Annotated in this window: 19 protein-coding genes and 3 pseudogenes; 11 read left to right on the plus strand and 11 right to left on the minus strand. The window is 70.8% G+C overall.

The window, feature by feature from the left end; all coding sequences use genetic code 11:
• Window positions 1–190 (minus strand): annotated as a pseudogene (locus tag GT354_RS42865) (hypothetical protein); the annotation flags it as partial.
• 96 nt (window positions 191–286) lie between these two features.
• On the opposite strand from GT354_RS42865, the gene hemG reads away from it, so the two are divergent.
• The 3 genes from hemG (at window position 287) to GT354_RS42880 (ending at window position 3,012) form a co-directional block, all read left to right on the plus strand.
• Entirely contained in the window at window positions 287–1,738 is a 1,452-nt protein-coding gene (hemG, locus tag GT354_RS42870; RefSeq protein ID WP_346012146.1) for a protoporphyrinogen oxidase, read from the plus strand.
• 235 nt (window positions 1,739–1,973) lie between these two features.
• Window positions 1,974–2,771 (plus strand): hydrogen peroxide-dependent heme synthase, encoded by a 798-nt coding sequence (gene hemQ, locus GT354_RS42875; RefSeq protein WP_161358415.1) that lies wholly within the window; start codon window positions 1,974–1,976, stop codon window positions 2,769–2,771.
• 100 nt (window positions 2,772–2,871) lie between these two features.
• Entirely contained in the window at window positions 2,872–3,012 is a 141-nt protein-coding gene (locus tag GT354_RS42880; RefSeq protein ID WP_161358416.1) for a hypothetical protein, read from the plus strand.
• 274 nt (window positions 3,013–3,286) lie between these two features.
• Here the strand turns inward: GT354_RS42880 and GT354_RS42885 are convergent, their stop codons facing one another.
• From GT354_RS42885 to GT354_RS42910, 6 genes are all read right to left on the minus strand, one after another.
• Window positions 3,287–4,708 (minus strand): DUF692 domain-containing protein, encoded by a 1,422-nt coding sequence (locus GT354_RS42885; protein WP_237535388.1) that lies wholly within the window; start codon window positions 4,706–4,708, stop codon window positions 3,287–3,289.
• A 114-nt stretch (window positions 4,709–4,822) separates the two neighbouring features.
• Complete coding sequence (locus GT354_RS42890; RefSeq protein ID WP_161358417.1) at window positions 4,823–5,701, minus strand: TIGR04222 domain-containing membrane protein; 879 nt, start codon at window positions 5,699–5,701, stop codon at window positions 4,823–4,825.
• Window positions 5,702–5,779: 78 nt separating this feature from the next.
• The gene (gene msrB / locus GT354_RS42895; protein ID WP_161358418.1) at window positions 5,780–6,208 is read right to left on the minus strand and encodes a peptide-methionine (R)-S-oxide reductase MsrB; all 429 of its coding nucleotides are present in this window, start codon (window positions 6,206–6,208) and stop codon (window positions 5,780–5,782) included.
• Window positions 6,209–6,321: 113 nt separating this feature from the next.
• Window positions 6,322–7,737, minus strand: coding sequence for a UDP-N-acetylmuramate--L-alanine ligase (gene murC / locus GT354_RS42900; protein WP_161358419.1), 1,416 nt, complete (start codon window positions 7,735–7,737; stop codon window positions 6,322–6,324).
• Window positions 7,738–7,978: 241 nt separating this feature from the next.
• Window positions 7,979–8,455, minus strand: coding sequence for an indole-3-glycerol phosphate synthase (locus GT354_RS42905; RefSeq protein ID WP_161358420.1), 477 nt, complete (start codon window positions 8,453–8,455; stop codon window positions 7,979–7,981).
• A gap of 196 nt (window positions 8,456–8,651) precedes the next feature.
• Entirely contained in the window at window positions 8,652–9,482 is an 831-nt protein-coding gene (locus GT354_RS42910) for a pyrimidine reductase family protein (RefSeq protein ID WP_237536019.1), read from the minus strand.
• A gap of 109 nt (window positions 9,483–9,591) precedes the next feature.
• Between GT354_RS42910 and zapE the strand changes: the two genes are divergently transcribed.
• From zapE to GT354_RS42935, 4 genes are all read left to right on the plus strand, one after another.
• Complete coding sequence (gene zapE / locus GT354_RS42915; protein WP_202512923.1) at window positions 9,592–10,560, plus strand: cell division protein ZapE; 969 nt, start codon at window positions 9,592–9,594, stop codon at window positions 10,558–10,560.
• Between the two features lie 654 nt (window positions 10,561–11,214).
• Window positions 11,215–11,985 carry an ATP-binding cassette domain-containing protein gene (locus tag GT354_RS42925; protein WP_346012437.1) on the plus strand — a complete coding sequence of 257 codons (771 nt, stop codon included), beginning with the start codon at window positions 11,215–11,217 and terminating at the stop codon, window positions 11,983–11,985.
• Between the two features lie 6 nt (window positions 11,986–11,991).
• A complete protein-coding gene (locus GT354_RS42930) occupies window positions 11,992–13,257 on the plus strand; it encodes a hypothetical protein (protein ID WP_161362316.1) in 1,266 nt (421 codons plus the stop codon).
• A 29-nt stretch (window positions 13,258–13,286) separates the two neighbouring features.
• On the plus strand, window positions 13,287–13,841 hold the full coding sequence (locus tag GT354_RS42935) for a hypothetical protein (RefSeq protein ID WP_161362318.1): 555 nt from the start codon (window positions 13,287–13,289) through the stop codon (window positions 13,839–13,841).
• A gap of 34 nt (window positions 13,842–13,875) precedes the next feature.
• On the opposite strand, the gene GT354_RS42940 is transcribed toward GT354_RS42935, so the two are convergent.
• On the minus strand, window positions 13,876–15,279 hold the full coding sequence (locus GT354_RS42940) for an SAV2148 family HEPN domain-containing protein (protein ID WP_202512922.1): 1,404 nt from the start codon (window positions 15,277–15,279) through the stop codon (window positions 13,876–13,878).
• A gap of 309 nt (window positions 15,280–15,588) precedes the next feature.
• Here GT354_RS42940 and GT354_RS42945 point away from each other — a divergent pair, with 309 nt between their 5' ends.
• Window positions 15,589–15,792 (plus strand): hypothetical protein, encoded by a 204-nt coding sequence (locus GT354_RS42945; RefSeq protein WP_161362320.1) that lies wholly within the window; start codon window positions 15,589–15,591, stop codon window positions 15,790–15,792.
• 165 nt (window positions 15,793–15,957) lie between these two features.
• Window positions 15,958–18,072: a glycogen debranching protein GlgX gene (glgX, locus tag GT354_RS42950; RefSeq protein ID WP_161362322.1), complete on the plus strand. Its 2,115-nt coding sequence runs from the start codon at window positions 15,958–15,960 to the stop codon at window positions 18,070–18,072.
• A 36-nt stretch (window positions 18,073–18,108) separates the two neighbouring features.
• Here glgX and GT354_RS42955 read toward each other — a convergent pair whose 3' ends face one another.
• Entirely contained in the window at window positions 18,109–18,378 is a 270-nt protein-coding gene (locus GT354_RS42955) for a Uma2 family endonuclease (RefSeq protein WP_161362324.1), read from the minus strand.
• A 154-nt stretch (window positions 18,379–18,532) separates the two neighbouring features.
• Here GT354_RS42955 and treY point away from each other — a divergent pair, with 154 nt between their 5' ends.
• Both treY and treZ read left to right on the plus strand, forming a co-directional pair.
• Entirely contained in the window at window positions 18,533–20,833 is a 2,301-nt protein-coding gene (gene treY / locus GT354_RS42960; protein WP_161362326.1) for a malto-oligosyltrehalose synthase, read from the plus strand.
• 144 nt (window positions 20,834–20,977) lie between these two features.
• Window positions 20,978–22,642, plus strand: a pseudogene (gene treZ, locus GT354_RS42965) (malto-oligosyltrehalose trehalohydrolase); the annotation flags it as partial.
• On the opposite strand, the pseudogene GT354_RS55185 reads toward treZ, so the two are convergent.
• Together GT354_RS55185 and GT354_RS42970 are read right to left on the minus strand one after the other, a co-directional pair.
• Window positions 22,592–23,542: pseudogene (locus GT354_RS55185) on the minus strand (prenyltransferase); the annotation flags it as partial. The pseudogenes treZ and GT354_RS55185 overlap by 51 nt on opposite strands.
• Complete coding sequence (locus tag GT354_RS42970; protein WP_346012438.1) at window positions 23,539–24,330, minus strand: class I SAM-dependent methyltransferase; 792 nt, start codon at window positions 24,328–24,330, stop codon at window positions 23,539–23,541. The pseudogene GT354_RS55185 and the gene GT354_RS42970, both read right to left, overlap by 4 nt.
• Between the last annotated feature and the right edge of the window lie 84 nt (window positions 24,331–24,414).

Genomic DNA, 24,414 nt, shown 5'->3' on the forward strand with positions numbered 1-24,414 from the left:
GCTTGCTCGCGCTGTCGGCCATCCCCGGCGGGCCGGCGGCGGGCGCGGCGGCCGCCTTGGCGTCGCTGCGGTCCCGGTCGGAGCCGCCGTCGCCGCTACATCCCCCGATCGCGAGGACGGCGGTCAGGCCTGCGGCGAGGAGCAGGTTCGGGTGTCTCGTCGTGCGTCTCGGTTCGCGTCCCGTGCGCATCTGGCTCCCCCTCTGGTGGGCACTGGATCGGCGATGGGACGGCTCGACCGCGTGGCCGGTTCCCACGTGCGGATGATGCGCGTGAGAAGGTGCGGTGTGGACAGTTCGACGGTGGTAGAAGGCCGGCACGTGGTCGTGGTGGGTGGCGGGATCGCGGGCCTGACGGCCGCGTGGGTACTGCTTCGAGACGGCGACCCGGCGCTCACCGTCACAGTGCTCGAAGGCTCCCCGCGCGTCGGCGGCAAGCTGCACGCGACGACCGTCGCGGGCGTCCCGGTCGACGAGGGCGCGGAGTCGATGCTGGCGCGGCGTACCGAGTCGATCGACCTCGCCCGCGAGGTCGGCCTCGCCGACGACCTCCAACCGCCGAGCACCGCGACCGCGTCGCTGTGGACGCGGGGCGCCCTGCGCCCGATGCCGCGCGGGCACGTCATGGGCGTGCCGGGCGACCTGGAGCCGCTTGCCGCGAGTGGGGTGCTGTCGACCGCGGGTCTGGCCCGGATTCCGCTCGACCACGCGCTCGCGCCGCACCGCTACGAGGACGACGTCGCGGTGGGCCGCTACGTCGCGGAGCGGATGGGCCACGAAGTGGTGGACCGGCTCGTCGAGCCGCTCCTCGGCGGGGTGTACGCGGGCAACGCGTACGAGATCTCGCTCGCGGCGGCCGTACCGCAGTTGCTGCCGATCGCGCGGGGCGGCGGGTCCCTGGTGACCGGTGTGCGCGGGTTGTTGGACCGGGCCGCGCAGGGCCCCGGCGGGCCGGTGTTCATGGGCATCGCGGGCGGTGTCGGGCGGCTGCCGGTCGCGGTCGCGGGGGCGGTGGTGGCGACCGGGCGCGGCGAGATCAGGACGCGGACCACGGTGCGCGAGCTGGAGCGCACCGCGACCGGGTGGCGCCTGGTGACCGGGCCCACGAGCGCGCCGGTGGCGATCGAGGCCGACGCGGTGATCCTCGCGGTGCCGGCGGCGCCCGCGGCCAGGTTGCTGCGCCCGCACTCGGCGGTCGCGGGGGTCGAGCTCTCCGCGATCGAGTACGCGGGGATGGCCCTGGTCACGCTCGCGTTCCGGCGCTCGGACCTGGCGGCGGCGCCGAGCGGCAGCGGGTTCCTGGTCCCGCCGGTGGACGGTCGGCGGATCAAGGCGAGCACGTTCGCGTCGAACAAGTGGGGCTGGATCGATCGGGCCGACCCGGACACGTTCGTACTGCGCACGTCGCTGGGCCGAGCGGGGGAGGAGGCCGTGCTGCAACGCGAGGACGCCGACCTCGTGGCCGACTCGCTCGCGGACCTGCGCGACGCGATCGGGCTCGACGCCGAGCCGATCGACCACAAGGTCACCCGGTGGGGCGGCGGGTTGCCGCAGTACGCCGTCGGGCACCTGGGCCGGATCGCGTGCGTGCGCGACGCGGTGGAGCGGCTGCCGCGGCTGGCGGTGTGCGGCGCGGTGTACCAGGGCGTGGGCATCCCGGCCTGCGTCGCGAGCGCGACCGAGGCCGCGACGGATGTCCTCGCCGAACTCGCGAAGCCGCTTGCCCGTTCGGCGCACTGACTGGCCCGGGGTACGTAGCCGGCCGGGGGTACGTAGCCGGCCGGGGGCGGGCACCCGGCCGGGGGTACGGACCGGGCCGGGGGTACGGACCGGCTGCGTGTACGGGCCTTTCGTGCGGGCCTTTTGTACGGGCCTCGGGTAGGGACGTCTTGTACGGGCTTCTCGTCCGGAGCGGCCCCGGGCACCGATCGGCCCCGTGCGCGGACCGCGTGCGTGGGCGAGGCAGAATCGAGCCATGACGCAAAGCACCGCGAACAACAACCCGGATCCGGCCGCCCCCACGTCGGTCGATGCCGCCGTAGCGATCGACGAGGAGGTCCTCGAACCGGAGGGCGGCCCCGCCCAGGTGCGCAAGAAGGCGCGTGACCTCAACGAGGTCGTCAGGTACACGATGTGGTCGGTCTTCCGGCTCAGGGAGCCGCTTCCGGGCAGCCGCGCGAGCCTCGCGGCCGAGGTGGAGCAGCTGTTCGAGCAACTGCTCGACAAGGACGTCGTGGTGCGCGGCACGTACGACGTCTCGGGCCTGCGCGCCGACGCGGACCTGATGATCTGGTGGCACGCGGAGAATTCGGACGACCTCCAGGAGGCGTACAACCGCTTCCGCCGCACGGGCCTGGGCCGGCTGCTCGAACCGGTGTGGTCGAACATGGCGCTGCACCGTCCCGCCGAGTTCAACAAGAGCCACATCCCGGCGTTCCTGGCCGAGGAGACGCCGCGCGACTACGTCTCGGTGTACCCGTTCGTGCGCAGCTACGAGTGGTACTTGCTGGAGGACTCCGAGCGGCGGGCGCTGCTCGCCGAACACGGCAAGATGGCGCGCGGCTTCCCGGACGTGCGGGCCAACACGGTGCCGTCGTTCTCGCTGGGCGACTACGAGTGGATCCTGGCCTTCGAGGCGAACGACCTGTACCGCATCGTCGACCTCATGCGGCACCTGCGTGGCTCCGAGACCCGTCGCCACGTGCGTGAAGAGGTCCCGTTCTTCACGGGGCGCCGGCGCGCGATCGGCGACCTGTTGGCCGGCCTGGCCTGAGGTGGTGCGGCGCCGATCGGGTCCGGGCGATCCGATCGGCGCCGGTGTGTCGCGTGTGGGGAGGGCGGGGGTCGGTTCTCGTGTGTCGGTCGGTCTTCAGGTGGACGAGCTGCCGCACGAGGACGAGCTGCTGCCGCATGAAGACGAACTGCCTCCACAGGACGAGCCGCTGCCACACGACGAACCGCTGCCGCACGACGAGCCGCTGCCACACGACGAACTGCCGCCGCACGACGTGTGATGACCGTGTGAGCCGTGGTGGTGGGAGGAGTCCGGTGGGTTGCCGGCGCACGAGCCGCCCGGGGGCCGGTCGTTGTCGCCCGGCTGGTAACCGAACCGATGGCCGAAGGCGTCGGGCTGCCACGGCCCGGGACCGTACGGTCCGTAGGGGCCGGGGCGGCCTCGGCCGAATTGGCGCCTTCGGTTGCGCCGGGCCACTCGGACGAACAGGAAGATGATCACGAACGGCGATGTGAGCACGACGATTACGACGACGAACAGGGCCAGGAACGGCGTCATGGTGTGCGTCTCCCGGTGAGGTGCTTCGGATGGCTCTTCGTACGGACTTCCCCGGCGTCCCCGGCATCCCTGGCTTTCCTGGCTTTCCTGGCTTTCCCGGCTTCTTCGGGTTGTTTCCGGTGCGGGTCGCCGCCACGGTGTGCGCTCGATCGTGATGCGGACGTGCGTAGGCGGGACCACCAGGACGGTTTGCGCGGGACGAACATCTGCGCGAGAGCCTGGGGCAGCGCGTCCCCTTCCCACAGGTGGGCGGCGAAAGCGTGTACGTCGGCGCGGGTGCCGCCCTCGACCGGCTTCGGATGGGTCATCGCCCAGGCCATGAACTCGCGCGGCCACCGATCGCCGAGCGCCGAGGCCAATTCCGGTACGGCTCGCAACGCGGAGTCGCGACGTTTGGCGGCGAGCGCCCCGGCCTGCACGCGCACCCGCTCGGGATCGAAGCCGGGCGGCACGGGCGCGCCGGTGAGCAGCGCCGCGAGGAGCGCCGTTTGTTGCCGCGCCGCCGATTCGCGGTGTTCTTCCGTCGGCTCGCGGAACACCGCTTCGGCCTCCGGCCGCGCTGCTCGCCGTGCTCGTCGAGTGTCGGCGTCGTCGGCCCCCTTCGTGGGCGCCGGCGCGGCCGGGGGGTCGGCGATGGTGCGGATCGCGCTCAGTTCGGCGGCGAGTTCGGCGGTGGACGGGAAGTTCGCGTCGCGCTCCAGCAGGATCCGGGGTGGTCGGTGGAGGGCGCACAGCATGTCCAGGACCTCCAGGACCGGGGCGGTCACGGGGTGGGCGTGTGTGTCGTGCCACAGGCCGTCCACCTCGAGGCCGCCGGCGACGTGGACGTAGGCGACGGCTTCCAACGGGAGGGCGGCCAGGGCCTTGGCGGGGTCCAGGGCGTGGTTGACGCGTTCGGTGTGCAGGTTGGCCACGTCGACGAGCAGGCGGACGCCGGTGCGTTCGACGAGTTCGGTGAGGAACTCGGACTGGCTGAGCTCGTCGTCGGGCCAGGCCAGCAGGGTCGCCGGGTTCTCCAGGGCGAGCGGGACCGGGAGCAGGTCCTGGGCGATCCGCACGTTCTCGGCCACCAGGTCCAGCGCGTCCCACGTGCGTGGGCCCGGCAGCAGGTGTCCGGCCTCCATGCCGCCGGCGCGGACGAATGCCAGGTGCTCGCTGACCAACGGCGAGTCGAGCGCCGTGGCGACCGCGGCGAGGTGCGCGAGTCGGACGGGATCGGGGCGGTCGGCGCCGGCGAGGCCGAGACCGACGCCGTGTGGGATGACCTCGACGCCGCGAGCACGTAGGACGCGCAGCGACTCGGGCACGTGGTCGAGGCAGATGTTCTCGGCGACGACCTCGACGAAGTCGACGCCGTCGAGGCGCTCGATGGTGAGGTCGATCTCCGATCGCCACCCGATTCCCACGGCTGTTCGCATGTGCTCAGCATGGCGGGTCCGCGCCGGGGCGAACCAGGAGGAGTTCCCTCGGATGTCGCCCTCACGTGCGGGTTTGCGCACCGGACCCCGTGTGGGCCGGCCCATGAGGACGGCCTATGAACCGCACCCATCCGCAGTGCCTCCGCACGACCCGGCCCGCGCGCCCTGTGGTGACGCGCACGACGTGCCGCCACACCACTGCGACGGGGCCGGCTCGGCTGCCGTGGGGGCACTGCGGCGGAAGATCTCCTTGACCACCGGATCCGGGTACCGGTCCAGGCCCCACAACGCGACCGCGCCCAGGGAGCCGGGGGCCAACGCGGCGACCGCGGCGTCGTCGCGGCGCAGGCGCATCAGCCGGCGCATCGCCGGGGCCGTGGGTACCACCCGCTCGCCGAACACGCCGAGCAGCAGCAGGGCGGCGACACACGCCTGACTGCCGACCACCACCAGGACAAGGCCCAGCCACGGCCAACCACTCGATGCCCCCTCGTCGGTGACCAGGAAACCCGCGACCGCGGCCACCAGGCCCAGGGGGATGGTCGCGAACAGCGCCCAGCGGGGGATTCTGCGCGGTCCCGCGTCGGGGCGCGCGATCAGGCCGTCCTCGAACAGCCTCGTGCCGATGCCCTGGATCTCGACGGAGGCGGCCACGCGGGTACGCAGCTCGCGCAGCGGCAGACCCCCGTACTCGCGGTCCAGGACCCGCATCGTCGCGTCACCGTCACCGTCGGCGGCCGCCGGGCGCGCGGCGACCACCTGACCGTCCCGGTTCACGTGCAGGGCGTCGGTGTCGAGCAGTCGCAGGATCGACACGTCGGCCGCCCGCGCGGCACCGCCGGACAGGAAGGCGTGTTCGCGCAGGTCCAGTTCGGTCAGGCGGTGCCGTTGTACGTCCTTGCCGCCGCGCCGGGCGAACCCGATGGCGACGCCGAGTACGGCCGTCGTCCAGACCGAATACGTGAGAGGTATCAGCCACGGATTCATGGACATCAGGCTTAGTGGACGATCGGCGTCGCCACAAATGGATGTGAGTTACGCCGCACCCCGCGACAGCGGTTCGACGATCCGTCAGGCCCCGGCGGCGCCGGGCTCGGACGGGTCGGGCTCCAGCGTGAGGGAGATGGAGTTGATGCAATAGCGCTGGTCGGTCGGGGTCCCGTAGCCCTCGCCCTCGAAGACGTGTCCGAGATGCGAGCCGCACGAACCGCAGCGCACCTCGACGCGCTTCATGCCCATCGAGACGTCCTCGATGTACTCGACGCGGTCCTCGGCGAGCGGGGCGTAGAACGACGGCCAACCGCAGTGGCTGTCGAACTTGGTGTCGGAGCGGAACAGTTCGGCCCGGCACGCCCGACAGCGGTACACGCCGGTCGTCTTGGTCTCGGTGTACTCGCCCGTCCACGCCCGCTCCGTGCCGGCCTGGCGCAGCACCTGGAACTCGGCGGGGGACAGCTGGGCCCGCCACTGCTCGTCCGTCTTCTCGATTTCGTAGGCCATGTTCACATCCAACACGCAACGGCCCCGCGGCGTTCCCGCGGGGACGGGGACGAGGCGGGGCCGATGGGTGGCGATGGTGCGGTGGAGCGCCGGCGTCGGTCGGGTGGGCGTGGTCAGCGGGCGGCGCGGTCGCGGATCGCGTCGAGGATCTCCGGGCCGAGCAGGGTGACGTCGCCCGCGCCCATGGTCAGCACGAGGTCGCCGGGACGGGCGAGCCGGGCCACCGAGGCGGCGACGTCGGACCAGCTGTGCATGGTGCGCACGAGGCCGCCGTTGTCGAGCGCGGCGTGCGCGACGATGTTGCTGGTCACGCCGGGCTGCGGGTCCTCGCGGGCGGCGTAGATGTCCATCACGACGGCGATGTCGGCGGCGGCGAGCGCGCGGCCCATTTCGACGCCGAGCTGCTGGGTACGGCTGAACAGGTGCGGCTGGTACACCGCGACCACGCGGCCCGCGCCCACCGCGCCGCGCGCGGTCTCCAGGTCGGCGGCGATCTCGGTGGGGTGGTGCGCGTACGAGTCGACGACGCGGATGCCGCTCTGTTCGCCCTTGAGCTGGAAACGACGGCGTACGCCCGCGTAGTTGCCCAGGCCCTCGGCCATCCGCTGCGGCTCGACGCCCAGCGCGCGGCCGACGGCGAGCGCCATGACCGCGTTGGACGCGTTGTGTCGCCCGGGGACGGCGACGGTGAACACGAGGTCGGCGGCCTCGTCCTTGGCCCGTACGGTCACCCGGCTGCTCAGGCCCAGCGACTCGATGCCGACCAGGCGCAGGTCGGCCTGCTCGCTTTCGCCGACGGTGACGATGTTCAGGTCGGGCGCGGAGGCCGCGAGGCGCTCGCGCAGGCTGTGCGCGCCCGAGTCGTCGGCGGACAGGACGAGCGTTCCGCCGGGGGTGATGCGGTGCGCGAAGATCTCGAAGGATTCGAGGACGTCGTCGAGCGAGCCGTAGTTGGCGTGGTGGTCGAGTTCGACGTTGAGCACGACGGCGATCTCGGGGGCGTACTTGTGGAAACTGCGGTCGCTTTCGTCGGCTTCGGCCACGAAGATGTCGCCCGAGCCGTGGTGCGCGTTGCTGCCGGCCTCGTTGAGGTCGGCGCCGATCGCGAACGAGGGGTCCAGGCCGAGCGAGGTCAGGCCGACGGCGAGCATGCTCGTGGTCGTGGTCTTGCCGTGGGTGCCGGCGATGGCCACCGAGCGGCGGCCGTCCATCAGCCGGGCGAGCGCGTCCGCGCGGTGCACGACGGGGATGCCGCGCTCGCGGGCGACCACCAATTCGGGGTTGTCCGGGCGGATGGCCGAGGACACCACGACACACGACGCGTCCTGGACGTTGTCGGCGTGGTGGCCCACGTGAACGGTGCAGCCGAGTTGGCGCAGCGCGAGCAGCAGCGTGGAGTCCTTGGCATCGCTGCCGGACACCTTGGCCCCGCGGATCGCGAGGATCTTGGCCAGCCCGGACATGCCGGCGCCACCGATGCCGACGAAGAAGGGGCTGCCAAGGTCGACGGGCTCGGCGGGGGGTGCCATGAAGCGGGCTCCTTCGGAGAGTCTTGGCCCGGGCAGGGTTGGCCGAGGCACCCGCGATTCTGCCTTACTCGGGGCCGGGTGGCCTTGATGGGAGATTCGGTGGGGCGGGCTGCGGTTGCGTGGTGGGTCGGTTTTGTTTGGTGTCCACCCGCCCACCCGTTGCGAAGGGTGGGAAGGCTGCGGTTTTCACGGCCCGTTGGGGCGTGGTCTGGCTCCGCAGCCTTCCGTGGATGGGGGCGGTTCAGCTCAGGTCGTGGGCGAAGAGTTTGAGGACCGGGACGCCTACGTTCTGGCGGGCCCTGGAGGCCCAGTCGCGGTGGAAGAGCTCTTCGATGAAGTGCGGATCGGTCAGCACGATGACCTCGTCGGCGGTGTGACGTTCGACGATCTGCTTGAGGGTGTCCAACGGGTCGCGGCCCGGCGTGGTCTCGCCCACCGCGTTCGCGCCCGCCGCGCGCAGGGCGGCGACGCTGGCATCGAGGGTGCGGCGGGCCGCGTCGGCGCCGTCGTCGGGGCCGGGGGTCTCCTCGATGTCCTCGGCGGCCTCCTCCAGACGAACGAGGGCCACGTCGTCCAGGGCCTGAAGCAGTTTGCGGTGGTCGGCCTTGCCGGGCAGCACTACGACGAAAGACGTCTCGACGCCTTCGTGCAGGCTGGTCACGAGTTTGACGTCCTCGTCGTTGAGGACCTTTTCCACGAGCAGCACGATCGTGTACACGCAACACTCCCTGATCTACCGGTGCCGGCCGAGCCGGGGGCCTGTGCCCCGTCTGCCCGGGAGTCCGGCATCCCACTCTTGTTTTTCGCGCCGTGCAATGGGTTTTCCACGGATGCCACGCCGTCGCCGACGCGTACTCACGTCGTCGGGTGCGTGGTCGATCACGTCGTCGATCACGTCGTCGAATACGTGTCGATTACGTGGTCGATTGCGTCGTGCGGTCGCGTTCGGGTCGGACGTAGCGCGCGAACAGTGACCCGTCCTCTTCGAGCAGCGAAATCGGGTGCATGGGTTGCGGCGGGGTCAGGGTCGGTCCCGCGAGGATTCGATCCGCCGGGCCTGCGGTGAGCAGGGGCCCGATGGTCAGGCACAGCTCGTCGAGGCGGCCCGACGCGGCGATCTGCGCGAGGACGTGCGGGCCGCCCTCGGTGAGCTGGCGGGTCAGGCCCCGCTCGGCGAGGGCGTCGAGGGCGAGGGCGAAGTCGACGCGGTCGCGGCCGGCGAGGATCACGTCGCCGTACTTCGCGGCCGCTTCGAGGCCCTCGGGACGCGCCTGCTCGCACGTGATCACGATGGTCGGCACGATCGCCTCGGTGAACAGCGGCGACGTGAAGTCGACGGCGAGGCTGCGGGAGACGACCGCGATCACCGGTACGGGCCTCTGGCCGGCGGCCTCGCGTGCCGCGGCATGCTCGCGGTTGGGCCGTGGTGGGCCGTAGCCCTCGTTGCGCACGGTGGAGGCGCCCACCACGATCACGTCGGCCAGTGCGCGCAGGATGCCGAAGATCTTCTTGTCGGCGGGCGAGGACAGGCCGTCGGACAGGCCGTCCGGGGCCTGCGCCGCGCCGTCGATGCCGGCGACCATGTTCGCCCGCAGCCAGGTGCGGCCCTGTGGATAGGCGTACGCCTCGACGAGGTCGACGGTCTCGGCGACGGCGGAAGCCGCGGAGCCGGCGGGGCCTTCGGGGCCGGTGGGGCTCGTGGTGGTGGGGACGGCAGTCGTGGGCACGGGAAGGAGACGGCGCATGTGAGTGAGTTTTGCACGCACCGTAGGCTTGATCATCGTGCCTGTAGACCCTGTCTTGTCGTTGACCGAGCGTCGACCCAGCGTTCCAGCCGACCGCCTCGTCGCGGAGATGGTTCCTCCGCCGAGGTTCGGCAACGTGCGCTTCGCCACGTACAACCCCGACCCCAACCAGCCCGGTCAGGCGGCGGCCGTCCAGCGCCTGGAGCGGTTCGCGGCCGAGCTCAACCGCGACGACGGCGGCCGGAAGCGATGGTTTCGGCGTGAGCTCGCGGCCGGCCCGAGCGGGATCTACCTCGACGGCGGATACGGCGTCGGCAAGACGCACCTGCTCGCGTCGCTGTGGCACGCGGCTCCCGGACCCAAGTCGTTGTGTACGTTCGTCGAGCTGACGAACCTGGTCGGGGCGCTGGGGTTCCGGCAGACCGTCGAGGCGTTGTCCGGACACCGGCTCTTGTGTATCGACGAGTTCGAGTTGGACGACCCGGGCGACACGGTCCTGGTGTCCACGCTGCTCGGGAAGCTCGCGGACGCGGGGGTCAAGCTGGCGGCCACGTCGAACACGTTGCCGGACAAGCTGGGCGAGGGGCGCTTCGCGTCCCAGGACTTCATGCGGGAGATACAGGGGCTGTCGGCGCGCTTCGAGGCGTTGCGCATCGACGGCGACGACTATCGGCACCGCGGGTTGCCGGCGGCCCCGGCACCGGTGTCCGACGAGGTGGTGGACAAGGCCGCGCAGGCAGCCCCCGAGGGCGCCGCGCTCGACGACTTTCCGGCGTTGCTCGCGCATCTCGCGGCGGTGCACCCCAGCCGGTACGGCGCGATGTTGGACGGCGTGACCGGGGTGTTCTGGCGCGGCGTGTGCCCGGTGGACGACCAGGCCACGGCGTTGCGTCTGGTGGTGCTCGCGGACCGGATGTACGACCGGGAGTTGCCGGTGGTGGCTTCCGGGGTGCCGTTCGACGAGCTGTTCACCGAGGAGATGTTGGCGGGCGGGTATCGAAAGAAGTACCTGCGGGCGGTGTCGCGGTTGGTGGCCATGGCCCGGGAGGGGTCGGAGCTGGGGCGGTCGGGGGCGTAGGTCCGCGCGTGCTTTGCGCGTGTCTTGCGCGTGGCGCCGGGTTGCGTGTGGCGCGGGGGTTGCGCGTGGCGCCGGGGTTGCGCGTGGCGCGGTGGGTTGGTGGTGGGGCGGGCGGCGCTGCGGGTGGGTGTTGGTCGGGTCGGGTGTTGGTTCCCACCCGCACCACCCGTGCTGTTTGGGGCGATGGCTGCGGTTTCAAGGCGTCGGGGGCGCCGAATCGGCCTCGTGGCGCGGTTCCGGTGGGGATGACGGATTGGGCTTGGGGTCCGGTCTTGCGCGCATCGCGCATCGCGCAGCATCGATGCGTTTCAGGAGATCGTCGAGTACTTATTCGACGCACGACGGTGAATGCGTTGAAGTGGCAACGCGTACAGGGACGGTCGTTGCGCGGGGCTCGAAGGTCGTGGGCGGTCCCGTTTTCGGGTGGGGTCCGGGCGGAGGGTGAGTGGAGGTGTCTGCCGCCCGGCATGGGCCGGCGCCTCGGTCCATTTGCTTGCGCTTTTGAGTGGACGTACCGCCGGCGGTGGTGGGTGGGCGCGATGGTGTTCGGTGGTTGCCTTCGGGTGAATTTGTCGGCCGGCATCCCGCTTCCGGTACGGGCGAATTCGGGAACCGCGCAGGGCCGGGGCTTCGTCTCGCAGACGGAATCCGTCCGTGACAGTTCGAATCCGGGAGATCGACGTGCCCATCGTCTTCGCCGATTGTGAATTTCGCTACCGTCGGGGTCGTCCTCTCCTGGAGGGTTTGACCCTGAGCTTTTCCCGGGGGCGCACCGTCCTGCTGGGTCCCAACGGTGCGGGCAAGTCCACGCTGCTGGGGCTTGCCGCGTCGGTGCTGTTACCGCGCGCCGGGACGGTCGAGTTGGGGAGGCTGTGTACCGCGCGTCGCAAGGACCTGTCCGGCTACCGTCGCCGGGTCGGTTGGTTACCGCAGCAGGTCGCGGCCGTGCCGGGGTTGCGGGCTCGCGAGCAGGTGGCCTACGCGGGGTGGCTCAAGGGGCTGTCTCGCGCCGACGCGTGGGAGCGTGCGGATACCGCGCTGGCCCGGGTCGGCTTACAGACCCTCGCCGCGCACAAGAGCAGTCGACTTTCCGGGGGACAACTACGCCGGGTCGGGATTGCCCAGTGTTTGGTCCACGACGCCGAGGTGCTCCTGATGGACGAGCCCACGGCGGGCTTGGACCCCGTGCAGCGCCAGGTGTTTCGTGATCTGCTCGCCGACCTCGACGACCGGGTCGACGTCATCGTCTCCACCCACCAGACGGAGGACATCGACGCTTCGTATGAACACGTCGTCGTCCTCGACGACGGCCGACCCCGCTTCCAGGGATCCGTCGGTGACTTCCTGGCCCTGTCCCCGGACACCGTGCCCTCACAGCGCCGCGCCGAAGCCGCGTATGCGAGCACGATCCGGCAGGAGGTGTAGGCGGCCATGCGCTACGGCACTCGCGCCAGAACCTCCGCCGCCACCTTCGCGCTGTTCCTGCTGCTTCCCACCGTCTTCGTCTACAGCGTCGACCTCCAACAGTGGACCACCCGCGGCTACTGGGCCTCGGTGAGCGGCCAACTGAGCTTCGGCCTCAGGTTCATCGGCCCGGCGTGTGCCGCGTGCGCGGCGTGGGAGGCCGCCCGGCTTCGCCGTGGACGCGTGTTCACCTGGGCTCCGGCCCGCCACCCCCTGCGCATCGCCCTCGACTCGCTTTCCACCGTGTACTTCCTCGGCCTTGCGGGACTTCTCGCCGGGTTGGCTGCGCTGTGGCCTACGATTTCCGGCGCTCCCGGCGGACCCGATCCGGCCATCGCGGCCACCTGGCTCGCCGTGATCGCCGGACACGCCGCATGGGGCTACCTTTTGGGATCGTTCCTGACCCTTCCGGTGGCCTTCCCGCTCGCGGCAGTGACCACCTACGTGTGGATGGCGTACCCGGGAACGTTGTCGAATCCTTGGATCCGGCACCTCAACGGCGGCGACTTCGACGGCTGTTGCCGCCTGGACCAAGCCCCTTCCCTCCGCGTCGTCGCCGGCGTGTGCCTCCTGGCGGTCGGCGTCGTCGTCGCCGGCGGCCCCAAGGTGGCCGCGCTCGCCACCGCACTCGCGGTCTTCGCCGTCGCGGCCACCGGCGGCGTCCTGTTCGTACGCACGGTGGGGACCGGGCCGGTGCAGGACCGCGCCTTCGATCCGAGCTGCGTGGGGACGGCGCCGCGCGTTTGTCTGTGGCCCGAACAGAGTCGTCGCGGTGAGCTCATTCGCGACCGACTCCGCGCGTCCTACGGCTTGCTCGTGGCTGTGGGGGTCTCGTTGCCGCCCACCCTCACCTCGGCCCGGCACCGCGACGACAGCCTGTGGGTGCCGCTCCGGGCCGAACCCACCCGCCAGGACGTCGTGCTGGGACTGGCCGAGAGTCTTCTTCCGGGAGGGCCGCCCGAGTGCGCGTTCCGGGGCGAGAAGTTCGGCGGCTTCTCCGGTCACGGTCCGACTCTGGCGTGGCTCGCGCTGACGGCCGGCGCCGATCCCGTCGTCGTACCCGGGCGTCTCGACCGACAGCACTGGGAGTTCGCCGCGCGCGTTCGTACCCTGCCCGCGCCCGAGCAGGTCGCCTGGTACAGCGCGAACCGCGAGGCGCTCACCACCTGTGGTCGGCCCCCGGTGCCTCTTCCCGCGGCGCTTGCCGGGTACGCGGCGGTGGGGACGCCGTGATCTGGTGGGCGCGGGTGCGACTGGTGGCCGTGACGAGCACCCTGATGATCGGGCTCCTGATCGCGTCCATGGCGGCCGAGGACACGAAGCTTCCGATGCCCTCCCTGGTGGGGGAATCGACCATTCCGGTACCGCTGCCGTTCCTTACCCCACTCGCCGTGGTTTCCGCAGCGGTGGCCGGACTCGAACGTGGTGATCGTCGTCTCGGGTCGACGTCCAGCCGCTTGCGGGGTGTCGATCTCGCTTTCCTGGTGGGGCTGTTCCTCGTTGGTGCGCTCGTTCCGGGAATCACCGAAGTGCTCGGCGATTCGGGTATGGGCGGCGCTTTCGTGCGCAACCTCGCCGGCTACCTGGGTCTCGGTCTGATCGCCCGGCACTACCTCGGCGGGCCGGTCGCCACTGTCGTGCCCGTCGTGTTCGTCCTTTTCTGCACGGCCGTCGGACTCGACGCATCCCGCCGACCTCGACCCTGGGCCTGGCCGTTGGCCCCCGCCGACGACCTCGGCGCCGCCGCGGTCTGCGTGGTCCTGGGGGTGGCCGGGTTGTACGCCGTCACTCGCCCCCGTGCCACCGTCGGCGCCTGAACCCGACGGTCGAGCCGAAGCCGGGGCGTGGGGCTCAGGACGTGCGTTTGCTGTCCGTCCACTGTTGTTCGAACTCTTCCTGGAACAGCGGGTACAGGCCGCGTGCCTGGGTGCCGGCGGTGTCGGCGCGCAGGACGAACGCGGGTGACTCGACGCCGCGGGCGTGGCGCAGGTAGGGCTGGATCAGGCCCACGTCGCCGTCGACGAGGTAGGCGGCGAAGCGCGGTGCCTCGTCGTACAGCCGGATCTCGATCCGGCGCGGTTCGCGCAGCTTCGAGCGGATGCGGCGCATGTGCAGGATGTTGAGCGTGGTCATCCGGGCGAGCAGGCCCTTCTTGACGTCCTCGTCGCGCTCGCGCTGCTTCATTGCCTCGCCGGCCGGGTTGAGGAACAGCAGCCGCATCTCGCAGCCGCTCGACCCCAGGCGGGTCAGGTCGCGTCCCGAGTAGTTCTGACAAAGGAGGTTGAGCGAGACGCCCATCGCGTCGATTCCGCGCGCGCCGTCGACCAAGTCCGCGAAGGGGAGCCGGCGTTGAAGCGCCGAGCGGTCCGGGAAGACGCCGACCACGTCGGCGTAGCGACCGGCGAACAACTCCTCGACCGCGTCCAGGGCGAGTCGACGGTCGCCCTGGTCGGCGAGTGGGCCGTCCAGTATCGCCAGCACGCGCAGGCACGCGCGTTCGACCTGGGCGAGCACGTCGGGGGACAGGACCCGGTTGCGGGCGACGATGTGCCGGCCGATCTCGACCTCTTCGAGCGCGCGTTCCAGCGTGCGCCGGTCCGACAGGAAGGGCTCGAAGCACCACCAGTTGCGGACCATCAGTTCGCGCAGCTGTGGCAGCGTCAGGAAGGCGATCAGGTCGTCGTCGGCGGGGTCGACGATGTAGCCGCGTCGGCGGCTCATCTCGCGGACGGCCTCGGCCCGTTCCACCCATTCGTTCTGGGCGTTGCCGGCCGCCGCGAGCACCCACGCGCCGTCGTCGTGCGGATGCTCGCCGGGGCCGTACACCGGGACGAGTACGGCGCTGATGACCGCGCGCAGCCGTTGCTCGATGAGGTTCAGGTAGACGTACGCGCGGCCCGCCCGGCGAGCGCGCAACAGCGCCTCGGCCCAGTCGTTCTCGGCCCAAGCGAGGGTCGCCGGGTCGGTCCCCGACGCGGGGTCGGGTGGACTCGTCCCGTCCGGGACGGGCGCCGCGGCGGCGTGTCGGGGTCCCGGGAGGCCGCCTGCGTCGAGGGTGAAGGACCCGGTGTCGGTGAGGCCGCCGGTGATCGGGGTGCCCGCGCCGTCGCGGTAGGTGGCGTACGGGTCCGGATAGGCGCCGGGGCCGTTCGGGGCCGGTGCGAGGGGGGTCGAACCGGTGCGGCCGTCTCTGCTCGTTTCCTCCGCGGGATCCGGTGCTGTCGAGGGTGGTGAGCTGGACTCCCGGTCGGCCATCGCGTCCCATCCGTTCGTCGTCGATCCGGAACCGAACGAGCGTATAGCGAAACCGCAGGGATCCGGGGTGCCTCACGGGCCGCTGGGCATTACCCCGATCGAGTGACTGACATGTCTCCATAACCCTTATGGCGTAGGGCGATTGGGGGGAATCGGCGTCCTCTGGCAACTTCTGCCGAGCGATATCGCGCCGCCCCGGAACAATTGCCGGAGGGGAGAGGGTCTTCCCTCCACATCCACGGGGACGCAACCGGGACGGAGTGAGCGTCCGTCTCATGCGGCAGGAAACCGTGGCACCAGGAGGTCATCATGTTGGCCACGAACAACAAGATCCCGACGGTTCGCACCGATGCCGAGGACGACTTCGCCAAATACCGCGACGTGGTCGCGGACATCTTCGCCCACCACCAGCGCACCACGCCGGTGGGCACCGAACGGGCGGCGTGCTCGTGCGGTGGCGGGTGGCCGTGCCGCGACGAGATGCTCGCGGCCGAACTGCTCGACTGGATTTGATCGTTCCGATCAAAGGTGATCGGCCCGGTAGTCGTCGTCAACGCTTTTTCCGAACACGAAATCCACCCGACCGGGGGACGTGGGTCCGGATCTCGCACATGAATCCGGCTCGGTAGGCGAGACTGCAAGCTGCCGAAGCACGATCCGCGACAAAGCAGGTTGCTCATGCAGGTCTGGCCCGGTCATCCGTATCCGCTCGGCGCCACGTACGACGGCGCCGGCACCAACTTCGCGGTCTTCTCGGAGGCCGCCGAACGCATCTGGCTGTGCCTCGTCGACGAGGCGGGTGCCGAGCAGCGCGTCGAGTTGCGCGAGACCGACGCGTTCGTCCGGCACGCCTACCTGCCCGGGATCCAGCCCGGACAGCGCTACGGCTACCGCGTCCAGGGTCCGTTCGACCCGGCCTCCGGTGCGCGCTGCAACCCCAACAAGCTGCTCCTCGACCCGTACGCGAAGGCGATGGCCGGGGAGGTGCACTGGCACGAGTCGATGTACGGCTACTCGTTCGAGCACCCGGACAAGATGAGCACGACCGACTCGGGCCCGCACACGATGACGTCCGTCGTGATCAACCCGTACTTCGACTGGGGCGACGACCGACCCCCGCGCATCGAGTACCACGACACGGTGATCTACGAGGCGCACGTGCGCGGGCTCACCCGCACCCACCCGGGCCTGCCCGAGGAGATCCGCGGCACCTACGCGGGCATGGCGCACCCGGCGGTGATCGAGCACCTCGTCGGTTTGGGCGTGACCGCGATCGAGCTGATGCCGGTGCACCAGTTCATCCAGGACCACCGGCTGTCCGACCTGGGCATGCGCAACTACTGGGGCTACAACACGATCGGCTTCTTCGCGCCGCACAACGCGTACTCGTCCACGGGCGAACGCGGGCAGCAGGTGCAGGAGTTCCGGACCATGGTCAAGGCGCTGCACGCGGCCGGCATCGAGGTCGTCCTCGACGTCGTCTACAACCACACGGCCGAGGGCAACCACCTCGGGCCGACGCTCTCCTTGCGCGGCCTGGACAACGCGTCCTACTACCGGCTCGCCGACGACAAGCGCTACTACCTCGACACCACCGGTACCGGCAACAGCCTGCTCATGCGCAGCCCACACGTGCTCCAGCTGATCATGGACTCGCTGCGCTACTGGGTCACCGACATGCACGTGGACGGTTTCCGCTTCGACCTCGCGGCGACGCTGGCCCGGCAGTTCCACGAGGTGGACCGGCTGTCGTCGTTCTTCGACCTCGTGCAGCAGGATCCGATCGTCTCGCAGGTCAAACTGATCGCCGAGCCGTGGGACGTCGGCGAAGGCGGTTACCAGGTGGGCAACTTCCCACCGCTGTGGACCGAGTGGAACGGCAAGTATCGCGACACCGTGCGCGACTTCTGGCGCGGCGAGGAGCGCACCCTCGCCGAGTTCGGCTCCCGACTGACCGGCTCGTCCGACCTGTACCAGGACGACGGCCGCCGCCCGATCGCCTCGATCAACTTCGTCACCTGTCACGACGGTTTCACGTTGCACGACCTGGTGTCCTACAACGACAAGCACAACGCGGCGAACCGTGAGGACAACCGCGACGGCGAGAGCCACAACCGCTCGTGGAACCACGGCGTCGAGGGCGAGACGGACGACCCCGACGTGCTCGCGCTGCGGGCACGCCAACAACGCAACTTCATCGCGACGGTGCTGCTGTCCCAGGGCGTGCCGATGATCGCGCACGGCGACGAGTTCGGGCGCACCCAGCAGGGCAACAACAACGTCTACTGCCAGGACAACGAACTCGCGTGGGTGAAGTGGCCGGAGGGCGAGGAGCCCGACCAGCTCGAATTCATGCGGATGATGACGCGCCTGCGGGCCGAGCACCCGGTGTTTCGGCGGCGGCGGTTCTTCCACGGCAGATCCGTCCAGGGCACGCACGACGAACTGACGGACATCGCGTGGTTCACCCCGACCGGCGAGGAGATGTCCGACGGCGACTGGTGGGCGGCGGCGGCCAAGTCGGTCGCGGTCTTCCTCAACGGCGAGGCGATCTCCGAGCCCGACACGCGCGGCCAGCGGATCAGGGACGACTCGTTCCTGCTGCTGTTCAACGCCTCGCACAAGGCGCAGGAGTTCACCGTGCCCAAGGGGCTGGGCAGGACGTGGACGGTCGTGGTGGACACGGCCGACGACAAGACGGCCATCCGCGAGCCGAAAACGCGACCCACGGTCGACGGCGGCGGCTCACAGGCGGTGGAGGCGAGGTCATTGGTGGTGTTGCAGCGCCCTTGACCAGGGATCTCTGTTGCCGGCCCCGCACGACCGGCCTTACCGGAGGGAGGAGGTGTCCAAGTCCGAAAAGGGTTTGGGCAACGGCGCCGGCGTTCCGAAGGGCACGGTGACAACCGCCGCGTAGGCGCGCTTTTCGGGATCCGGCTCGTGGTGGACGACGACGACACGGTCCTTGCGGTCGACGATGACGTAGACAGCCACGCCGACTCCGGCGTAAGTCCTCAACTTGTCCCCGAAGTCCCGATCCCGCGTGCTCGGCGAGGTGACCTCGACGGCAAGAGCGAGCATGGTCAGGGCAGTCACCATGGGTCCCTCCGTAGCGCGGGCTCGCCTGCTACGAGGCTACCTCTGTACCAAATGACCGGAACGAGTGAATCCGCCGAACACGCCGATGCGGGTTCGCCCGGGTTTCGCGGACCCCGCGGGTAGTAGCGGGGCTCATCCGGGGGAAAGTGTCGGCATGACCTCCGCACCTCCCCGCATTCCCACCGGGACGTATCGGCTCCAGTTGCAGCCCGCGTTCGCCTTCGCGGACGCCGCCGCCGCCGTGCCCTACATCGCCTCGCTCGGGGTGAGCCACCTGCACCTGTCGCCCATCCTGCAGGCGGTGCCCGGGTCGACCCACGGCTACGACGTCGTCGACCACACGCGCGTGTCCGCGGACCTCGGCGGCGAGGACGGGTTCCGCGCGCTCGCGGCCCGGGCCGCCGAGCACGGCCTCGGCATCGTGGTGGACATCGTGCCCAACCACATGGCCGTGCCCACCCCCGAGTCGCTGAATCGGCCGCTGTGGGAAGTGTTGCGAGACGGCCGCGAATCGGCCTGTGCCCGGTGGTTCGACATCGACTGGGAGCAGCACGACGGGCGCGTGCTGCTGCCCGTGCTCGGCGCGCCGGCCGAGGAGGTCGCCGACGAGTTGATCGTCGACGGCGACACGCTGCGCTACCACGATCACGCGTTCCCGCTGCGGACCGGTACCGAAAAGCTCGCGCTGCCCGAACTCCTGGACGCCCAGCACTACCTGCTCGCCGACTGGCGCCGCGGCGACGCCGAGCTGAACTACCGGCGGTTCTTCACCATCACGTCGCTGATCGGGCTGCGCCAAGAGCACGACGACGTGTTCGCCGCGACACACGCCACGGTGCTGCGCCTGATCGGCGAAGGGCTCGTACACGGACTGCGGATCGACCACCCCGACGGCCTCGCCGATCCCGCCGGCTACCTGCGCCGGCTGCGCGCCGCCGCGCCCGGCGCGTGGATCGTGGTCGAGAAAATCCTGTCCGGCGACGAGGACCTGCCCGCCGACTGGCCGTGCGAGGGGACCACCGGCTACGACGCGCTGCGCCGCGTGGACAACCTGTTCACCGACCCGGACGGCGCCGAGCCGCTGCGCGCGCTGCACCGCGAGCAGACCGGGGTGCGCGAGGGCTTCGACTATCTCGCGCAGGAGGCCAAGGCCGAGGTGCTCGCGAGCGGGCTCGCCACCGAGTTCGCGCGGCTGCGCCGGGCGCTGGACCGCGAGGAGCCGGTGGCGGGCCCCGGCGACGTCGGCCGGGCGCTGCCGCCGTTGCTGGCCGCGTATCCCGCGTATCGGCCCTATCCCGGCGGCGGCTCCGGGTCGATCGCGACGATGGCCCAGGCCCTGACCGGCGTGCCGGGCCAGGTCTCCGAGGCCGCCCGCGAGATCGCCGAACTGGCGCTCGCCGATGGTGAGTTCGCGGTGCGCTTCGGTCAGGTCGCGGCGGCTCTGGCGGCCAAGGGGGTCGAGGATCGGGCGTTCTACCGCTGGTACGTACTGAGCTCGCTCAACGAGGTCGGCGGCGAGCCGGACCACATCGGGCTCGACATCCCCGGCTTCCACGCCGCGTGCGAACGCGCGCACCACCTCGCGCCGGCCGGCATGACCACGCTGAGCACGCACGACACCAAGCGCAGCGAGGACGTACGGGCCCGGCTCTCGATCCTGGCCGAACTGCCCGGCGAGTGGGCCGAGCGGGTGCGCACGTGGAACGAGTGGTCGCGCCCGCACCGCTCCCAGTTCCGCCCGGGACCCGACGGCTACGACACGTATCTGCTGTGGCAAACCCTGGTAGGCGCGTGGCCGATCGCCCCGGACCGCGTGGTGGGCTATCTGCTCAAGGCCATGCGCGAGGCCGCGCGCGCGACCACATGGACCGAGCAGGATCCCGAATACGAGGCCGCGAGCGAGGCGTTCGTCCGCAAGGTGCTGGCCGACGAGGAACTGACGACGGACATCGCCGAGTTCGTCGCCGTCGTGGACACCCACGCGCGGGTGGTCTCGCTGGGCGCCAAGCTCGTACAACTGACCATGCCGGGCGTGCCCGACGTCTATCAGGGCGGCGAACTCGCGCTGTACACGCTCGTCGATCCGGACAACCGGGCCCCGGTGGACTTCGCGCGCGAGCACACCGGGATCGACGCGGACAAGTTCCTGGTCACCACCAAGGCACTGCGGATGCGGCGTGAGCACCCCGAGTGGTTCGCCGGCGACTACACGCGGCTGCGCGCACGGGGCAAGGAGGCCGACTACGCGCTCGCGTTCGTGCGCGGCGGCGAGGCGATCACCGTGGTCACCCGGCTGCCCGCGGGGTTGGCGGCCAAGGGTGGCTGGGGCGGCGCGCTGCTCCCGTTGCCCGAGGGCACCTGGACCGACGCGCTGACCGGGTGCACCTACACCGGCCAGGCCCGACTTCGGCACATCCTGGAGGACCTGCCGGTGGCGCTGCTCACGCGCGGCTGAGCGGGCGGTCCCAGGGATTTCGGCCCCAAGGATTTCGGGGCCTTCGCGTTTCGAGACCTGCGCGTCCCGCGGCTTTCCCGTTTCCGCGGCTTCGCGTTCCGAGGCTTTCGCGTTCCGAGACTTCCAAGAAAGGACACAGCCATCGTGGTCAGGTTCGAGGTCTGGGCTCCCCATGCGTCTTCGCTCGATGTCGTGGTCGACGGACGACGACGCCCGATGCACGACGCGAACCGGCCGGGATGGTGGCAGGCCGACGTGACGACGGCCGTGCACGGCAGCGACTACGCGTTCGTGATAGACGGCAGCGAACCGTTGCCCGACCCGCGCTCGGCGTGGCAGCCGCAGGGCCCCGACGGCCCGAGCCGGGTCGTGGACCACGGCGCGTACTCGTGGACCGACCGCGGCTGGACCGGCCGCGCGCTGCCGGGCGCGGTCGTCTACGAGCTGCACATCGGTACGTTCACCGTCGACGGCACGTTCGCGGCCGCCCTGGAAAGGCTCGACCACCTCGTCGATCTCGGCGTCACGCACGTCGAGGTGATGCCGGTGTCGGCGTTCCCGGGCAAGCACGGATGGGGCTACGACGGCGTGTGCCCGTGGGCGGTGCACGAGCCGTACGGAGGCCCGGAAGGGCTCAAACGGTTCGTGGACGGGTGCCACGCGCACGGCCTCGGCGTGATCCTCGACGTCGTCCACAACCACCTGGGCCCGTCCGGCAACCATCTCCCCCAATTCGGCCCCTACTTCACCGACCGCTACCGCACGCCGTGGGGCTCGGCGGTCAATCTGGACGGCCCCGGCTCCGACGAGGTGCGCGCCTACCTCGTCGGCAGCGCACTGGCCTGGCTGCGCGACTATCACGTGGACGGCCTGCGCCTGGACGCCGTGCACGCGCTCGCGGACAACCGCGCCGTACCGTTCCTGGAGGAACTGTCGGAGGCGGTGGACAAGCTCGCGGCCTCGACCGGGCGGCCGCTGTTCCTGATCGCCGAGTCGGACCTGAACGACCCCAGGGTGGTCACCCCGCGCGAGAGCGGCGGGATGGGCGTGCAGGCGCAGTGGAGCGACGATTTCCATCACGCGCTGCACTCGTTGCTCACCGGTGAACGTCAGGGCTACTACGGCGATTTCGGGTCGATGGGCACGCTCGCCAAGACGCTGCGGCGGGTGTGGCTGCACGACGGCACGTGGTCCTCGTTCCGCAAGCGCACGCACGGCCGCCCCGTGCCGACGTCACGGATGCCCGCGCACCGCTTCCTCGGCTACCTCCAGACCCACGACCAGGTCGGCAACCGGGCGACGGGGGACCGGCTCTCGGCGACGCTGTCGCCGGCGCTGCTGGCGGCGGGCGCGGCGCTGGTGCTCACGTCGCCGTTCACGCCGATGCTGTTCATGGGCGAGGAGTGGGGCGCGTCCACGCCGTGGCAGTACTTCACCGACCACACCGATCCGGTACTCGCGGAGGCGGTCCGCAACGGCCGCCGCGCCGAGTTCGCCGCGCACGGGTGGGACGCCGCACAGATCCCGGACCCGCAGTCGGCGCAGACCGTGCGCGACTCGTGCCTGGACTGGGACGAGGTCGACGCGGCCCCGCACGCCGCGCTGTTGGCCTGGTACAAGCGGCTGATCGCGCTGCGCCGCCAGTGGGAGAACCTGACCGACCCGGACCTCACCCGCGTACAGGTCACCTTCGAGGAGACCGCGGGCTGGCTGATGGTGCACCGCGGCGCGTTCCGGACGGCGGTCAACCTCGCCGACCGGCCAGATCGCGTCGTCCTCGAAGACGTACCCGGTCCAGTACAGGCCGTCCTCGTGGCGCAGCCGCTGAATCCACGAGACGATCTCGACCGCCCGGTCGCTCTCGCCCAACGCCCACAGCGCGATGGCCAGTTCGCAGCTCTCGGCACCGGTGACCCACGGCCGGTCGGACACGCATCGCACGCCGAGATCGGGCACGACGAACGTGTCCCACCCGTCCTTGATCCGCGCGTCGGCCGCCGGACCGCGCAGCGCGGTGCCCAGGACGGGGTAGTACCAGTCCATCGAATAGCGGTTCTTGTCCAGGAATCGCTCCGGGTGCGAGAGCACCGCGTGCCCCAGTCGCCCGGCCGCCAACTCCCAGTCGGGTTGGGGTTCGCCGAGATGTTCGGCGATGGCGAGCGCGCAGCGCAGCGCCTGGTACATGCTCGCCGAGCCGGTGAGCAGCGCGTCGGGCACCGCGATGCCGTGCTCGTCGCGCTTCCAGCGGATCTCCCCGCCGGGCGCCTGGAGGCCGAGGATGAAGGTCATCGCGGCGCGCAGGCCCGGCCACATCCGGACCAGGAACTCCTCGTCACCGGTGAGCAGATGGTGATGCCACAGGCCGACCGCGAGGTAGGCCGTGAAATTGGCCTCCTTGTTGCGGTCGGTGACCTTGCCGTCGACGTAGGCGGCGTACCAGGACCCGTCGGGCTCCTGTCGGCTCGCGAGCCAGCGGTACGCGCGCGCCGCCTCGTCGTGCCGCCCGGCCACGTCGAGCGCCATCGCGGCCTCGGTGTGGTCCCACGGGTCGAGGTGGCCGCCGACGAACCACGGGATGGACCCGTCGGGTCGCTGCACGGCGGCGATGCCGTCGATCGTCTCGGCGACCTGGTCGACCGTCAGGACGCCTTCGAGGGCGAGGAGTTCGAGCGCCGGCTCGGGGCCGCGACGGCGACCCGCGACGCTCATGCCGAAGCTCCGGCGGTGAGGTCGGCGGCTGCCCTGGCGTCGGTCTCGCCGGTCGGGCGCGGCTTGGTCGCGTAGACCACCAGGCTCTTGCCGATCAGCGGGTCGAGCGCCTTCTCGGCGAGTCGGGTGGCGAGCGGGCGCTTCATGATGTCCCACACCAGGAGTTTGTGCCACGCGCGCACCGGGAGCGCCTTGTCGTTGTCCACGCCCACCGCGCACTTGATCCACCAGTACGGCGAGTGCAGCGCGTGCGTGTGGTGCGTGCCGTAGGGCCGCAGGCCGGACTCGCGGATGCGGGCCTGGAATTCGTCGCCCTTGTAGATCCGGATGTGCCCGCCCTCGACCTCGTGATACGCGTCGGACAGTGCCCAGCAGATCTTCTCGGGCCCGTAGCGCGGCACGGTCATCGCGGCGAGGCCGCCCGGCTTGAGCACTCGGAACAGTTCGGCGAGGACACCCTTGTCGTCGGGGATGTGCTCCAGCACCTCGGAGATGATCACCCGGTCGAAGCTGTCGTCGGGGAAGGGCAGCGCGAGCGCGTCACCGACGATCGCCTGTGCCGAGGCCCCTTGGGGGACCTCGCCGGCGGCCCGCATCGAGGCGAACATCGCGTCGACGTCGGCGATGTCCTTCTCGCTCTGGTCGAGCGCGACCACGTCGGCGCCGCGCCGGTATGCCTCGAAGGCGTGCCGGCCGCCGCCACATCCCATGTCCAGGACCCGGTCCCCCGGGGCGAGGGGGAAGCGGGAGAAATCCACGGTGAGCAAGTCGGCGACTCCGTCTCGTATGGCGCGACCTCGTATGGCGCGAGCTGAACTGTCGGGGCGGGGGCGACCCGCGGGGGTCGGCTGGTCAGCGGGTTCCGGAGCCCG

Origin of the sequence: Streptomyces sp. SID3343 (genome assembly GCF_009865215.1) — a bacterium.
In the GTDB taxonomy this organism is placed as follows: domain Bacteria; phylum Actinomycetota; class Actinomycetes; order Streptomycetales; family Streptomycetaceae; genus Embleya.